General features: G+C 41.1%; 17 protein-coding genes and 1 pseudogene. 10 read left to right on the forward strand and 8 right to left on the reverse strand.

The features are described from left to right. From WA010_RS04825 to WA010_RS04845, 5 genes and pseudogenes are all read left to right on the forward strand, one after another. A pseudogene (locus WA010_RS04825) lies at positions 1–188 on the forward strand (lipopolysaccharide biosynthesis protein RfbH); the annotation flags it as partial. Continuing rightward, positions 175–1155, forward strand: a complete 981-nt coding sequence (locus tag WA010_RS04830; protein WP_422556016.1) for a glycosyltransferase family 2 protein — start codon at positions 175–177, stop codon at positions 1153–1155. The pseudogene WA010_RS04825 and the gene WA010_RS04830, both read left to right, overlap by 14 nt. Next, positions 1152–2126: a glycosyltransferase family 2 protein gene (locus WA010_RS04835; RefSeq protein WP_422556017.1), complete on the forward strand. Its 975-nt coding sequence runs from the start codon at positions 1152–1154 to the stop codon at positions 2124–2126. Before WA010_RS04830 ends, WA010_RS04835 begins: the two co-directional genes overlap by 4 nt. After that, complete coding sequence (locus WA010_RS04840; RefSeq protein WP_422556018.1) at positions 2123–3013, forward strand: glycosyltransferase; 891 nt, start codon at positions 2123–2125, stop codon at positions 3011–3013. Before WA010_RS04835 ends, WA010_RS04840 begins: the two co-directional genes overlap by 4 nt. After that, positions 2994–3923 carry a glycosyltransferase family 2 protein gene (locus WA010_RS04845; RefSeq protein WP_422556019.1) on the forward strand — a complete coding sequence of 310 codons (930 nt, stop codon included), beginning with the start codon at positions 2994–2996 and terminating at the stop codon, positions 3921–3923. The genes WA010_RS04840 and WA010_RS04845 overlap by 20 nt, the downstream gene beginning before the upstream one ends. Here the strand turns inward: WA010_RS04845 and WA010_RS04850 are convergent. From WA010_RS04850 to WA010_RS04865, 4 genes are read right to left on the reverse strand one after another with little or no spacing between them, the layout of a single operon-like run. Beyond that, complete coding sequence (locus WA010_RS04850) at positions 3912–4925, reverse strand: glycosyltransferase family 9 protein (protein WP_422556020.1); 1014 nt, start codon at positions 4923–4925, stop codon at positions 3912–3914. The genes WA010_RS04845 and WA010_RS04850 overlap by 12 nt on opposite strands. Continuing rightward, entirely contained in the window at positions 4922–6010 is a 1089-nt protein-coding gene (locus tag WA010_RS04855; RefSeq protein WP_422556021.1) for a glycosyltransferase family 4 protein, read from the reverse strand. The genes WA010_RS04850 and WA010_RS04855 overlap by 4 nt, the downstream gene beginning before the upstream one ends. Continuing rightward, on the reverse strand, positions 6000–6761 hold the full coding sequence (locus WA010_RS04860) for a glycosyltransferase family 2 protein (RefSeq protein ID WP_422556022.1): 762 nt from the start codon (positions 6759–6761) through the stop codon (positions 6000–6002). The genes WA010_RS04855 and WA010_RS04860 overlap by 11 nt, the downstream gene beginning before the upstream one ends. Next, on the reverse strand, positions 6758–7501 hold the full coding sequence (locus WA010_RS04865; RefSeq protein ID WP_422556023.1) for a polysaccharide deacetylase family protein: 744 nt from the start codon (positions 7499–7501) through the stop codon (positions 6758–6760). The genes WA010_RS04860 and WA010_RS04865 overlap by 4 nt, the downstream gene beginning before the upstream one ends. Before the next feature lie 70 nt (positions 7502–7571). On the opposite strand from WA010_RS04865, the gene WA010_RS04870 reads away from it, so the two are divergent. Beyond that, positions 7572–8339, forward strand: coding sequence for a lipopolysaccharide kinase InaA family protein (locus tag WA010_RS04870; protein ID WP_422556024.1), 768 nt, complete (start codon positions 7572–7574; stop codon positions 8337–8339). Here WA010_RS04870 and WA010_RS04875 read toward each other — a convergent pair. Next, positions 8299–9270: a glycosyltransferase family 9 protein gene (locus WA010_RS04875; RefSeq protein ID WP_422556025.1), complete on the reverse strand. Its 972-nt coding sequence runs from the start codon at positions 9268–9270 to the stop codon at positions 8299–8301. The genes WA010_RS04870 and WA010_RS04875 overlap by 41 nt on opposite strands. Positions 9271–9324: 54 nt before the next feature. On the opposite strand from WA010_RS04875, the gene WA010_RS04880 reads away from it, so the two are divergent. Then, positions 9325–10500: a glycosyl hydrolase gene (locus tag WA010_RS04880; protein ID WP_422556026.1), complete on the forward strand. Its 1176-nt coding sequence runs from the start codon at positions 9325–9327 to the stop codon at positions 10498–10500. Then, positions 10497–11480 carry a lipopolysaccharide heptosyltransferase II gene (waaF, locus tag WA010_RS04885; protein ID WP_422556027.1) on the forward strand — a complete coding sequence of 328 codons (984 nt, stop codon included), beginning with the start codon at positions 10497–10499 and terminating at the stop codon, positions 11478–11480. Before WA010_RS04880 ends, waaF begins: the two co-directional genes overlap by 4 nt. Before the next feature lie 39 nt (positions 11481–11519). Here the strand turns inward: waaF and WA010_RS04890 are convergent, their stop codons facing one another. Genes WA010_RS04890 through rfaD form a run of 3 tightly spaced genes read right to left on the reverse strand, consistent with a single transcriptional unit; the run spans position 11520 to position 14541 of the window. Further along, positions 11520–12107: a YfaZ family outer membrane protein gene (locus WA010_RS04890; protein ID WP_422556028.1), complete on the reverse strand. Its 588-nt coding sequence runs from the start codon at positions 12105–12107 to the stop codon at positions 11520–11522. Next, positions 12101–13534, reverse strand: a complete 1434-nt coding sequence (rfaE1, locus tag WA010_RS04895) for a D-glycero-beta-D-manno-heptose-7-phosphate kinase (RefSeq protein WP_422556029.1) — start codon at positions 13532–13534, stop codon at positions 12101–12103. Before rfaE1 ends, WA010_RS04890 begins: the two co-directional genes overlap by 7 nt. Continuing rightward, positions 13531–14541: an ADP-glyceromanno-heptose 6-epimerase gene (gene rfaD, locus WA010_RS04900; protein WP_422556030.1), complete on the reverse strand. Its 1011-nt coding sequence runs from the start codon at positions 14539–14541 to the stop codon at positions 13531–13533. Before rfaD ends, rfaE1 begins: the two co-directional genes overlap by 4 nt. 122 nt (positions 14542–14663) lie before the next feature. Here rfaD and WA010_RS04905 point away from each other — a divergent pair, with 122 nt between their 5' ends. Both WA010_RS04905 and WA010_RS04910 read left to right on the forward strand, forming a co-directional pair. Next, positions 14664–14960, forward strand: a complete 297-nt coding sequence (locus WA010_RS04905; RefSeq protein ID WP_422556031.1) for a c-type cytochrome — start codon at positions 14664–14666, stop codon at positions 14958–14960. Between the two features lie 136 nt (positions 14961–15096). Further along, a partial coding sequence (locus tag WA010_RS04910; protein WP_422556032.1) for a heme-binding domain-containing protein occupies positions 15097–15383 on the forward strand: 287 nt, incomplete at its 3' end.

Genomic DNA, 15383 nt, shown 5'->3' on the forward strand with positions numbered 1-15383 from the left:
ATATGCTCCGCCATCCGATGTTTGATAGTATGATTAATGGAACTGATTACCGTGTTATCGGGGATCTACCGAATACGGACAAGATTATGAATGACAGCTTTTGGATCGGGCTTTATCCGGGGATGGGGGATGACGCGATTGGGTATATGATAAAAACTATTAGAGGGTTTGTAGATGCTAAATCCTAAGGTATCAGTACTTATTCCTGCGTATAATTACGCCCAATATCTTCCTGAAGCAATCGATAGTGTTCTGGAACAAACATTTGAGAATTTTGAGCTGATTATTGTCGATAATTGTTCAACTGACAATACGGAAGAGATTGTAAACGCTTATGCCAAACATGACCCTAGAGTCAAATTTATACGTAATCAAGAAAATATCGGAATGTATCGAAACTACAATCAATCACTCCTGCTTGCTACTGGTGATTACATCAAATTTTTAAATGCTGATGATAAATTTGAACCTACTCTTTTAGAAAAATTTGTTACTATTTTTGAGAATAATCCCACTGTTTCTGTTGTCACATCTTATCGACAATATTTTGGTTCAAAAACAGAAATATTAAAACCACCGCATACAGGTCTCATAGAAGCCAAAACAGCTATCCTCTCCTCATTAAGACATGGTAATTGGATTGGAGAACCCACTACAGTAATGTTCAGACGATCTAACTTAAATTTAGGGCTCTTTGATATTTCTATTTTAATGTTTGCTGATCAAGATATGTGGTTAAGACATTTACGTGTTGGAAATTTATATGTTATTGATGAAGTTCTTTCATACTTTCGTATACATGAAGAACAAGGAACCTGCCAACTAAACAGTGATTTAGATAAGCGCTATTTTAATATACTGCAATATGCCGAATATCGACGAAATGTGATTTTAAATCATAGATTTGGATACGATTTATATGCAACAGATACTGCTCAAAGTAAAAAAATACTGAATAATGCATTAAAAAGTATATTTAAGCTGATAGAAAAGAAACCAACAAATACATCCGATGCTCTTCGATACCTTTATCGTTTTAGAACTGTAATACAGACGTTACGCATTTTAATTACTCCAAGGTTTTTACTCTCCTTTTTTGATACAATCAATACAACAAGAAAAAAAATAAAATCATACATTTTGAGAAAAAAATGAACCTTATTTCAATCGCAATATGCACTTATAATGGAGAAAAATACCTTCAAAAACAACTTGAATCTATCCTTCATCAAACCTATCAAAATATAGAAGTGATTGTAGTGGACGATAGATCAAAAGATTCAACAATGGATATTTTACATAACTATCAACTCCAAGATAAGCGACTCAGAATATTTCAGAATGAAAAAAATTTAGGATTTGTTCAAAATTTTTCCAAAGCAATTTCATTATGTAACGGTGATTTTATCGCATTAGCTGATCAAGATGATATATGGAAACTTAATAAAATAGAAAAATTTATTGCGGAGATAGGTGATAATATCTTAATTTATTCCGATGCAATATTAATTGATGAACGTGAACAATCTTTAGACAAATTGCTTATACGACCAGAAAATAATTTAATTTCCGGAAATTGCAATAAAGCTTTTTTTTTCAGTAACTGTGTTTCAGGTAATACACTTATGTTTAAAAAAGAGTTGTTATCTTATATCTTGCCTATTCCTGATGTATCCTATCACGATATTTGGATTGCTTACGTTGCATCTTCTATCGGAACTATTACCTACACTGACGAGCCAATGACTTACTATCGACGTCATAATGAACAAGTAACAACCCTTTCTATAAAAATAAAAAAGAAAAATCTTCATTATCGCCTAAATCGTATAAAGCTAAAAGCGAAAGAAAAACAAAGAATCGCTCAACTAAAGCTTCAAGACTTTATCCCTTATCGAGACTTTTCGATCAAAATTGGAGATGTGAAAACAACACAGATTCTCAATGCACTCATTAAACATTTCGAAAATTATGACTCTTGTTTTATAAATTATCAACTCCAAAAGGTACTCGTTCAAAATGTTGATGAGCTCTTTGCAATTGTTCGTAAAGAAAAACGATTAAAACGTGCCAAACGGGCTGGATATGGATTAAAATTTTATCTATACACGTTGTTTATACTATGAACCAAAAATTTATAAATATTTCTGCTTGTGTCATACTCTACAACCCATCAAATGATATAATCGAAAATATCGCTACTTATGCAGATAGAGTGGAACATTTCATCGTCGTAGACAATTCTGACCGTAAACAACCCGAGATTATTAAAATTCTAAAAAATATCTATCCCAATCTCATCTATATCGACAATCATGGTAATTTAGGAATTGCAACCGCTCTAAATATCGCTTGTGATACGGCAATCGATCACGGTAGCAGCTGGATACTGACAATGGATCAAGACAGTAAGTTTGTCAACTTTCAAGATTATTTGGATTGTTTAGGTTTACTTTCTGATGTATCCGCCATAGCTCTTCTCGCACCCAATACAGGAAGATTTAGTCCTGAAGCAATTCAAAAAAATGTTTCCGATTGTACCTATGAAGAGCATTTTGTAGTTATTACTTCCGGAAATTTTTTAAATCTCAACCTTTTCAATACTATTGGAAGATTTGATGATAACTTATTTATTGATGTCGTTGATTTTGATTACTGTGCCAAAGTTAAATTAGCAGGGTATAAAACACTCCTCTTTAAAAATATTTTATTAGAGCATCAGTTGGGCATTTTACACAAACGGAAAAATTTGCTGACACGAAAGACCAAATACAAACGAGAACATAGTCCACAAAGAGCTTATTATATAGCGAGAAATTATTTATATTTAGCTCGTAAATATGGCAAATCGTTCCCTCAAGAATTTAGCCTCTTAAAAGTTTTGAATATTGTTTTTATCCATGATGTGACTAAAATCCTCCTCTACGAAGATCAAAAATGTAAAAAAATAGGTGCCAAACTTTTAGGTGCATATCACTTTATGATAGGTAAATATGGAAAATACACCCTCTAATATCGACATCACATTCATAACGATCAATTACAATTCGTCGCATCATACGATTGCTGTTGTGGAGAGTATTATTGCACATACGCTCAATGATTGCAACTATGAAATCATTGTCGTGGACAATGCATCAGAATTCGAAGATTATACCCATCTACACGACACTATCAGTTCTTTTCCTCGGGTTTCTATTATTCGTAATCGCATCAATAACGGATTTGCAGGCGGTAATATGTTGGGGGTCAACTCCGCTCATGGAAAATACTACTTTTTTATCAATAATGACTGCTTATTTCTCAACGATGTCGGAAGTATTATGAAACGTTACCTGGATGGGCATAGCAATATTGCTGTAGCGACCGCCAAAATAACTGATAAAAAAGGGCATTTTTCATCCTCTTATAAACAATTCCCATCGGTCATCAAACAATGGTTTGGTAATTCAGTTCATCGTCAGTTATCATCCAAACCGTTTCCTAGCAATAAAGTACGATTAGAAGCCCCCACTGCCGTCGAGATTATCAGCGGCTCCTGTATGTTTTTTAGGGCAGAAGAGTTCAATGCTATAGGCGGATTTGATACGGTCTTTTTTCTTTACTGCGAAGAAGAAGATATCTGTAAACGAGTATGGAATAACGGTAAAGAAATTTATTTTCTTCCCGAAGCAGAAGTTTTTCATGTGGGTGGCGGCAGTTCTATCCGCAATATTGCATTAGAGAAAGAATTTTATATCTCTTATACACTGTTAATCGACAAACATTTCAGTTGCTTTGAACGATTACTGATCAAAACGGCCCTTGTACTCAAACAGTTTCGACGTATATTTACGAAAAAGAATGGATTATCGCTCTTTTTATTCGTGGCTTCCGGAGCACCGATACATGAAAGTTTACGTTATCAACAATCAGTAAGATAATAGATCCATTAACTCAATTTGGGACAATACTGATTTAATATCCGGTACGGTGCCATCATGATTAAATACCGCCTTGTGCTTTGGGTTGATTGGTAAATAGCGATAAGGAACCGTAAAGAAAAAGATTCCTACCGTTGGAGTATCGGTAGCTATCGCCATATTCCGAATTCCCGTATCACCACAAACAACAAGAGTTGCTTCTCCTAGAAAAGGGATAATCTGTTCTAACGGTAATGATTCTTGTTTCATAACATTTGTATATTGAGAAAGTTGCAGTACGAGATCATCAACCTTTTCAAATGAATTAATCCCTTCTAAAATAATATGGTCGATGCTTGGATAACGGATAGCCATACTTTTAATTAGTTCTAAAAAATGCCCTTTCGGCCAACATTTAAATCCGAGAGACGCACTGGTAAAATAAATAATGTATGCTCTCTCTCGCTTAGTTTCGTATGTTGGATACCCATAATTCAGTCTCACTAATTTAGGTGCACCCAGTATATAGAGCATATGTAGCAATGTCTCAACTTCAGGCACTAAATCCGATCGCAATAGAGCAATATCATAAAATAAATAATTTTTAAATGTTCGATACGGAAACCCGATTTTTAGTTTTGCCGAGTTCAATAAACACGTCATTCTTGAAAGACCCGTATCAGCCATATCAAAAATGATCTCATGTTCACCAAGTTCTCGTATTTGATTCAAACGATACATAAAAGAGGTTTTTTTACCATTAATTTTTTTATCAATACAATGTACTCTATCAACTAAATCAGAAGGAACTCCGTAACTGTAATTATTTATAATACTGAGAGTAATTTTAGCATTTGGGAAAAAAGTACGTGCTTGCACTAAAAAAGGACGAAGTACCATCATATCACCGATTGCTGCATGACGGATTACAGCGATCGACTGAACTGATTCCGGAATAATTTCTGCTGCTACTTTTTTCCCTTTTTTAGATGCCCATGCACCTTTTTCATACCATAATTTCATTGTTTACACTTCTCCATAATAATCTTTAAAGGATCAAATTGTTTCTGACTTTCAAATTTATCCAATGCTTTTACTTTGCTCGCATCTGCCAATAGCTGAGTAAAGATACGGTCACGATATAACAACGTTAATTTTTCTGCCAAATCACCGCTGTCGAAGGTTTTAAAAAGCACTCCATTAACATGATCATCGATAATCTCCAATGGTCCGCCGCTGTTACTCGCAACGACACATACACCACACATCATTGCTTCGATCAATACGAGTCCGAATGTCTCATTTTCGGTTGCTAAAACCATCACATCACACAACTGCATCATCGTCTGTGCTTCACGGGTGAATCCAGTAAAGAGAGCAACATCGGAATAGTCGTTTTGTAGCTTTTGCAGATACCCCTCATCCATCGAATGACCGACAATCAAAGCTTTGACATCGATACCGTTTTGATGCAATACTTTTACTGCTTCGAGGAGGATATGCTGCCCTTTTGGCTCTTCGATCCGTCCGACGATCCCCACCGTAAAAGAATCATTGAGTCCAAATTGACGTCGGCGTTCTGCACGCTCCTCGGGCGAGATCAGTGTTGGTTGTTCGGCACCGATGTAGAGCACCTCGGTTACAGGTCGGATATCGGAGGGGATAAATTTCTCTATCTGCGATTTAACTTGTGCGGTGACGGCAAGCATCATGTCAAGATTTTTATAGAGGAAACGATGGTAAAAATCGTCTTTGAAACGGGTCATTGTCATGTGGCGCGACTGCACGACTTTGGGACGACGCTTGGAGAGGAGTTTGGCCATAACGGCCAAAGGCAAATCTTTCGTCCAGTGCAGATGGAGTACATCGATCTCTTCTTTATCGATGATACGAGCTAATCTACGAGCATTAAGCCATGAGAGGAGAACGTTGCGACGTTTTAGAGTTGCATAGCGATAAGATGTATCCTCATAATACCCCTTCAGCTTCCCTTTTTCATTGATGATACTGATACAGGCATCTCCCAAATAACGTGATAGGCGCATCATATAAAGCTCTAATCCCCCAAGATCGGGGGAGAGGCACAGTTCACAGATTTTAGTTGCCACGTTTGCTCTTTTGTTCCATATTCATCTCATAAAGTTTGATGTATTTGTAAAAGTTTGTCGCCATGTGGGAAAATGCGATGATAAGCCCCGCATACCCATCCAAAAATCCCCGTTTCAAAATATAGGTTCTAAAAAAGGAGTACAAGCCGTTGAAAAATGCTTTTGCAGGGGATGATGATTTTTTTCCGACATTATCGGTCGCAAAAAGGGTTGAATAACGATCCAGTTTCACGATAAAATCAGAGATACTCATATAACTGTAGTGTTTCATATTTCCGTCGATTAGGAGTTTTTTCATCCCTTCATCGATGATATTTTCGTGAACAAAGTTATCATTAAAACGGGTTACGCTTCGGTTGTAGAGACGGCGAATTTTTTGATTATTCCAGCCGCAGTAACGGATCGGGATATCTTTATAATAGGCGAGGAAATTCACGATATAAATAGCATTTGAATCCAGTTTTTGCGTTTTAAGGGCATGGAACAGTTCCTCATCGACCACCTCATCACTGTCGATAATCAAAATCCAATCATGAACAGCATACGATGCCGCGCGGTTTTTCGTCGTCCCGAATCCATCGAACTCCCCTTCTATCAGATTTACGTTAGAAAAGCTACAAGTAATCTCTTGTGTCCCATCACTGGAGCCGTTATCATACACAACAACATCATCAAATCCTCCCAAACTCTCCAACGATTTTTGGATTGTTCTCGCTCCGTTTTTGACGATCATCACCGCTGATACGTTCATCGTGATCCTTTGAGTATTTTAATCACTGTTTTAAACCAAAATCCCAGTTGTTTCAGAGGTTTAAAAAGCTCGTCCGGTGTTTTAAGAGCATCCCCTTTGACCCGATACACAAGTCTGCCGATACCATCCCAAGAGGGGTTTAGGGCATTTCCTATCCGAAATACATATGAGTAATGCTCAAGTGCTAGTGCAACTGCCGCATCGTTGTATTTGCCATAGGGCAAAACAAATGAGTCAACTCTGCATCCAAGGTTCTCTTCGAGGGCAACTTTGGAGCCGAAAATCTCCTGCTCTAAATCAACGCCCTCATTGCTTAGATTAATATGATTCATCCCATGAGAAGCAACCATCACATGACCGCTTGTCACCATCTCTCGCAGCTCGGTATAGGTGCAAAACGGTGCATACGTTTTGTAATTATCTCCCTCGTATATCTCATGGTGTTTAAGAGACAATCTACGCTCAGGGGTAACATCCGTATCCTTTAGAATATACGTCGACGGAACAGCGAGCAGTGCTTTAAGGTTGTATTTTTTTAGAAGTGGAAAAACATAATGGTAAAAATCAAAATAGGCATCATCAAAGGTGAGACAAATGGAGTTAGATACGATTGGATCACCGGGGAAAAGGGTCGTAAAACGCTTCGATATAAGGGCTAAATGCTCTTCCATCATCCGATCAGAGTTTGAAAGGGGAAGATCATCACTGTTGATATGATGGTACATTACGACGGTGAGCATACACATCCTCTTGAAGTGTTTCAGGAATAATAAAGTATCATACCATACCCTCACTTACTCAAAGGTCATTATGCAGTTCAAATGTGATTATCAGCCCCGATATGCCCACTTAAAAAAGTCGTTCGAGCATATTCAATCCATTTTTATGAGCGACGACCACACTATCCATAAAGCCCGAAATGAACTTAAAATCATTGAGCTAGCAGGGGTTAAAACAGTCGTTAAATCGTTTAAAGTTCCCCATTTGCTCAACCGTATTGTCTATACTTTTTTTCGTCGCAGCAAAGCGTATAAATCGTATCATAATGCACTCCGACTTCAATCACTCGGCATTTCAACACCGGAGCCGATTGCCCTCATCGAATTTTTTGAATCAGGGCTGTTAGCGGAAAGCTACTTTATCAGTGAATATTTCGACTACGATTTTACGATCCGCACACCGCTCCTCGAACCGCTCGAAGATCGAAAAGAGATCTTTACCGCCTTTGCCGCCTACACGTATGGTTTACACCAAGCGGGGATATGGCATCAGGACTATTCACCCGGAAACATTTTAATCAAACGAATCGAAAGCGGCTATCAATTTTCTATCGTCGATATTAATCGTATGGAGTTTAAAAGCATATGCCCGCTGGATGGGTGTGAAAATTTTAACAAACTGTGGGCATCCGATGAAGAGTTGGAGATTATGGGACGTGAATACGCAAAGCTCAGCGGATTGGATGAAACGCTCACGATTCGTAAAATGAAGCGTCATAACGATGAAAACAAACGGACAAAGAATTTTAAAAAAAGACTCAAACGAGTTCTAAAAGGCGATTTTTCAACGCCTGCTTGACCTTCTCAAACATTGATTCTCTTCCCGCACTGTCACTGGGGATCATAAAATGGCTCTGTTTCTCTCCGATACTCTTCCAACGTGCAGCTGAAGCAAATAATGAATCGGCAAAAAAGGTAAAGGTCTCACACCCAACCGCACTTGCGAGATGGTACGTCCCCGTCGAGGTACTTATAAACAGTTTAAAACTGCTCAAAAGTTTGGCAAAATCGACGACACTCCCACGTGAACGGTACAAAATCACTCTGCTCTCGTCCAACAGCTCTTTTGCCTCTTCATAGAGTTTTTCCTCATCGGGGCCGAAGGTCATCACGACATCGATGTGGGGATTCTCTTCAGCCATTTTGACCAATTCAACGTATTCCGCCAATGTCCAGTTGGCATCGGATGAGCCGCCAAATCCCGGGTGAAAGGCGACTACCGACTTGGTGATACCGTATTCACGACAAAAAGAGTCATACGCCTCCGAAGCTCCCGAAAAGGTTAAAAGAGGTTTGGGGAAATCCAACACAATGTCGGGGAATAGTGCACGGGAGAGTTGAAGATTGTACTCAAACTCCGCCATCTTCACTTCACTGCGTCGTTGCGTGATACGACGATTGTAAAAGATTTGGGCGATTTTCGTCGCCGGAGCGATACGGATAGGGATACGGGCAATCCACTGTGCCAGTGCGACACGGGTATTGGAAAAAAGGGTAATCGACGCATCGATACGGGCCTGTTTGATTTTAAAAGCAAGTTCGAGAATATCTTCGCCGCTATCTACGATCACCTCATCGATAAAATCACACGACTCTGCCAATTTTCGGTTTAAGGGGGCGACAAGAGCGATAATCCGATTTGAGGGGATATGGTGTTTTAGGACATAGAAAGTGGACAAAGCAGTTATAAAGTCACCCAGTTTATCGTTACGTACTACCAATATATTCATGACTCGCCCTTGTATTAATGCGGTTATTTTACCCAATATCGCTATAATCTCACCATGAAACAACCGTTTGCCTGGGATCATTACTCCGATCAGCCCGCCATTATCCGAGATCGTGCCCTTAAGCGGCAAATGCGCCGTAGTGCCCTCCCCTCGCTCATTAAAACATTTTTGATTGCCCTCATAACCTTACCGATAGCCTTTTTGTTGATTCCTTTTATACAACGTCGCACGATTACTGGAAAAGATTTTTTCGGGTTGGGGGTTAATCTGGATAAAGAGCCCAACACGACCCCCTACCTGATCGAAGAGTTGGGTGTCCAAAAACTCCTCATCCGTATTCCGCTGTGGGAGATGGATCGGTTGCATGAGTATGTTGCGTTCATTCGCAGTTTTAGCGGTAAACATATCACCGTTGCCCTATTGCAAGACCGTGAACACATCACCAGTCCCGATATGACACGCGATCATCTTATCCAGATTTTCGAAGCCCTCGAAGAGGTATGCGAAACCTATGTCATCGGCAGTACCATCAACCGTGCCAAATGGGGATTTTTTAGTGTCAATGAATATCTCGATTTTTACGGCGTCGCCTATGAGCTGAAAAAAACACGCTTTCCCCACCTCAAGCTCATCGGCTCGAACGTCATCGATTTCGAGTACCACTTTAGTGCCCATACCCTCTTTAATCTCGCAAAAATACGCTTTGATGCACTAGGGAGCCTCCTTTATGTCGATCGTCGCGGTGCACCCGAAAATACCCAAATGGGCTTTAATCTGATGGGGAAAATCAATCTATTGTTTTCACTCATGTCACTTAGCCCGAAAACGTCCCATGAGCTCATCATCACCGAAACCAACTGGCCCCTCAAAAACACCGCCCCTTACGCCCCTACCAGTGAGCATGAATGTGTTAGCGAAGAGGATTATGCCGCTTTCATGGTTCGCTACCACCTCCTCGCCTTTGCGTCGCAAAAAGTGAGCTGTGTTTATTGGCATCAGCTCATCGCCCCCGGATACGGTTTGATCGATAACCGCGAAGGACTTCTCCGTAAACGGAGCGCTTACGAGGCGTACCGCATGATGAAAAGTCACCTCGGTGATGCAGAGTTTATGAGTTACTCTCACAACGCCGATGAGTATCGGCTCATTTGCACAACCCCACGCGGTGACCTGTACATTACATGGACACTCACCTCGGCACCATTTTACACCTACAAGGCTCAATCGTGAAAATACTCATCATACTCCCCAACTGGCTCGGCGATGCGGTGATGGCAACCCCTTCTATCGAAGTGCTTTGCAGTATCTACCCTGAAGCTGAACTAACCTTGGTAGGCTCACATGTGAGTATCGAAGCACTCAAATACCATCCTCAGTGTAAACGTCACTACGTCGATGAAACCAAAAAGGGGGGAAATCGCTTTCTCAACACCTACCGATTTTCGAAAGTGTTGGGTCAACACGACATGGCGATAACCTTTCGCAATCAGCTCCACTCTTCGCTTCTGCTCTATTGGAGCACTACACCGATCACGGCGGGGCGTCGCAGTTGGCACTCAACTCTACTGCTCAAACATCCGATCAAACCCTCACACCCCTCTCATCTGGTGGAGCAGTACCGTGACATCGCCCAAAGTCTCAGTTCACAGCCGCTCGTGATCGGAAATCTAAACATTCATATCCCGCCGCACCGCTATTTGCGTCCGACACTCGGAATCAATCCGGGGGCAACGTATGGGAGTGCTAAACGGTGGAATAGCGAAAAGTTTGCCGAAGTGGCACGCCAATACGCCGATCGCTACGACATACTCCTCTTCGGAGGTCCCAACGAAGTGGGGATGGCAAACGAGATTGAATCACGTCTCAAAGGGATTAAAGTTACCAATTTCGCCGGAAAAACAACGATACCGGAACTGTGCAGTTTTATCGGGGGATTGGATCTCTTTATCACCAATGACAGCGGTCCGATGCACGTTGCAGCAGCGTATGGCGTGCCGACCGTCGCGATATTCGGTCCGACACGCCACGCAGAGACATCGCAGTGGATGAATGAAAAAAGTGTAATTGTACGTCATGAACTGAAATGTGCACCATGTATGAAGCGCGAATGCCCCTTAGGACACCATGAGTGTATGAAAAGCATTACGGCTGAAGAAGTTATAGAAGCGGTTAAAAATATCTTAGCTGGATTCCCGCCTACGCGGGAATGACGTCATCCTCGGACTTGATCCGGGGATCCATCTTAGTTGTTAAAAGTCTAATCTCATCCCAAAATACCATGAATCATTATAAGTCACATCAACATTTTTGAGATCCGTATCGATCTTACGATACCCCACTTCTAGTCGTCCATTTTCAATCGGCTCAACATCGAGATGAATACGGGTTTCCAAATAACCATCCCCCTCTTTAAAGCTTAATGCCGACGGAGCGTAATAGAGTGCTCCGCCGAGATATACTGGGAACGGAGTATTAATTGGCAATTGTAATTCCGCTTCAGCACCCAATGGTATTGCTACATAGCGACGACCGTCGATAGTCGTATATTCGGCCTTGATCCCAAGACCTAATCTAAGCCCAGATACTCCCTGAACCGGACGCATCACCATAAACGATACCTCCATCAGCGGATCAGGATTATTGATTGTTTGAGAGTTATTGTTATCCCCATTTAAAAATCGAGCTCCGATATAGGTATTGCTCATCGCATTTCCCATACGCCCTATATCAAGACGAATTTGCCCTTCAACCTCTTTATCATTTACATTCGCTTCAATTTGATGCGCGGCGAATGCTCCACTGCTGATTAGAGCCATTAAAATTATTTTTTTTAACATGTTGTTCCTTCATTAATTCGAGCGATTGTGGCGGTCGTACTTTTACCGTCCACAAACTGCACTAACCGTAACTCTTTAGCAAATTCCGCTCCAACGACTACTTTTCCTTCATAATCGCCCCCCTTGACCAATATATCGGGAGCGATATTTTTGATCAATTCATGCGGCGTCTCTTCGCTAAATACTACGACATAATCGACCGATTCGAGCGCCGCTAAAATATAGGCGCGATCGGCTTCACTGTTAACCGGACGCGTTGCTCCTTTAAGCTCTCGAACTGAGCTGTCTGAATTGAGCCCAACGATCAATACATCACCGTAACTTTTAGCCTCTTGGAGGTATTTGACGTGACCCACATGGAGAATATCGAAACAGCCGTTGGTAAAAACCACTTTTTTACCCTCTTTTTTGAGACGATTCGATAAGGCAAAAATCTCTTCATGCGTTTTGATGTGCATATCGGACGTGCTCTGATGCAAACTCGACTCATACTCCTCGATCTCACCGAGGGTTACCGTAGCCGAACCGATCTTACCGACGACAACAGCAGCGGCATGGTTCGCAAACGGTGCCGCTTCATCGATACTAAGTCCAGAGCTTAGGGCAAAGGAGAGAGAGGCGATCACCGTATCTCCCGCTCCTGTTACATCATAAACCTCTTTGGCTACCGTAGGAAAGCGGCGCATCGATTCATCGAATATTGCGATACCGTCTTCGGATAGGGTAATCATCGAACACTCTAAATCGCATGTCTCTTTAAGGCTTAATAACGCTTTTTTCAAACTTGCTTCATCATTGATTACAATCCCGGTCGCTTCGGAAGCCTCTTTTTTATTGGGGGTCAAAAGATAGGCACCGCGGTATTTGCGATAATCTTTCCCTTTCGGATCGACGAGTACTTTTTTCCCTGCATTGCGCGCTTGTGTTATCACCCCACCGGCAACTGTATCGGTAATCACACCTTTGCCGTAATCGGAGAGGATAATAATGTCACATGTATCGATCACGCTTTCCACATAAGCGATAATAGCACGTTCACTCACGACATCGATTGCGTCTTTCGACTCTTTGTCATAGCGCAATATCTGCTGATTTGAGGCGATAATACGACTTTTCTTGGATGTTTTTCGATTCAGTTGTTTTACCAATCCTTTGCCATCAGCACCGATAACTTCCAGCATCTTGCATAGCTCTTCACCGTTTTCATCATTACCGATGACCCCGCACACGCTGACCTTCGAGCCTAAAGTGACGAGATTGTTGATCACGTTTCCCGCACCGCCGAGCACCGTCGTCTCACGCGCAATGTCCACCACCTGCACCGGAGCCTCAGGAGAGATACGTTCGCACCCTCCCCACAAATAATGGTCAATCATCAAATCCCCGATAACGAGGATATGCGGATGAGAATTATGCAATCTTCTCATGAAAGCTCCTGCTCATGTAGACGTTTAATCTCTGGGACATAAGCCGCAATCCCCTCTTCAAATTCAAAACGGGGTTTATAGCCCAAAATAGCCTTGGTCGTTTCAATATCGGCTTCGGTATGAAACTGATACCGTCCGACGTACGGATTGGGGATATATTCGCATTCAAACGATGTTCCAAGTTCACGCTGAAGAATATCGACCATCGATTGAAACGATCGCGCTTTACCCGTACCGACATTAAACACGCCGGACTCTTTCGGATGCATTGCGAGGATATTTGCTTGAACAATGTCCTCGATATAGATGAAATCACGCAAAATTTGATCCGAGTTTTCAAAAAGCTTCGGATTTTTACCAGAGAGGAGCTGATGACCGAACTGCACCACCATCGATGATGTTTTATTTTTGAAAAATTCACGCGGTCCATAGACATTGAAATAGCGCAACCCTACGATACTGATATGATCGTGTTTTTGAGAATATTGACGCGCCAAATGGTCCATCATCAATTTCGAAAAACCATACACGTTTTGGGGAGCTTCTCGTCCTACCCGTTGAGGAGAGGGAGCGTCACCGTACGTAGCACCCGAAGAGGCATAAATCATATTTGCCCCGTGCTCAACCGCAATATTGAGTAAATCTTTAAACGCATTGACGTTGGTTTGGATCATCAAATCCTGTTCCAATGCCGTCGTATCCGAAATCGCCGCTTCATGAAAGATATAGTCAAATTTATAGTTTTGTGCCAATGTATTTAAAAGTACTTTGTCATTAATATCGCCGCTGATCACTTCACCTTGAAACCCGAGGAGATTTTTAAAATGACCAAAGCTTTTGAGATTGCCGTTGGAAAGGGTCAAGTTGGAGCGAAATAGATCCAACACGACGATCTGAGCTTGCGGATAATGTTCCTGAAAATAAAACGCAAGGTTGGAACCGATAAAGCCGGAACCCCCCGTTATCAAAATGGTTTTAGTATTTAGATCAATATCACTATAGCGCATATAAAGTCCTTTAGAAAGGTAGTATCATATTGTAACAAACTCTTTATTAAAGGTTAAACAGTTAGAGTGATTTAAGATAGATAGGATTATAATAGCGTCGAAATTTTTTATGGAGAAAACAAATGAAAAAAATTGCTCTTGCAATGTTGTTCGCGGGTGTATCTTTGATGGCTGCTGATGGAAAAGCTTTGGCTGGTAAATGTGCTGCTTGTCACGGTGCTAGCTTCGAAAAAGCTGCTCTTGGTAAATCTGCGATCGTAAAAGGTCAATCAGCTGGTGCTATCGAAACTTCACTCAAAGGTTACAAAGCAGGTACTTTGAACAAAGCGGGTATGGGTGCATTGATGAAAGGTCAAGTTGCTACAATGTCAGATGCTGATATCAAAGCTCTTGCTTCTTACGTAGCAGGAATTAAATAATTTCCATGTCAAAGGGGTTTATCCCTTTGACATTCTCCTTTCCCTTTTTCATCATCGTTCTTAAAATCTCGTTTATATTTACTTTACCCCACTATAATTTGCCGATTCATTCCAGACGTATCGGACATTATCATACATGAAAAAAATAGCTTTTTGGGTGTTAGGAATTGCAATCGCGATTCAATTGATCAGACCCGATTTTCAAAATACCAAAGTGGATGAAACCGTTGTTCTAAAAGCAGATGCAAAAGTGATGAGTATCCTCAATAAATCATGTTATGACTGCCACTCGCAAGAAACACTGCACCCATGGTATAGCAATATTGCTCCGATCTCTTGGGTTATGGCAGATCATATCAATCAAGGGCGCAAAGCAATCGATTTTTCCAATTGGGAAAATATCAATCCAAAGCTTAAATTGGA

This window comes from Sulfuricurvum sp. (genome assembly GCF_049305995.1).
GTDB lineage: Bacteria > Campylobacterota > Campylobacteria > Campylobacterales > Sulfurimonadaceae > Sulfuricurvum.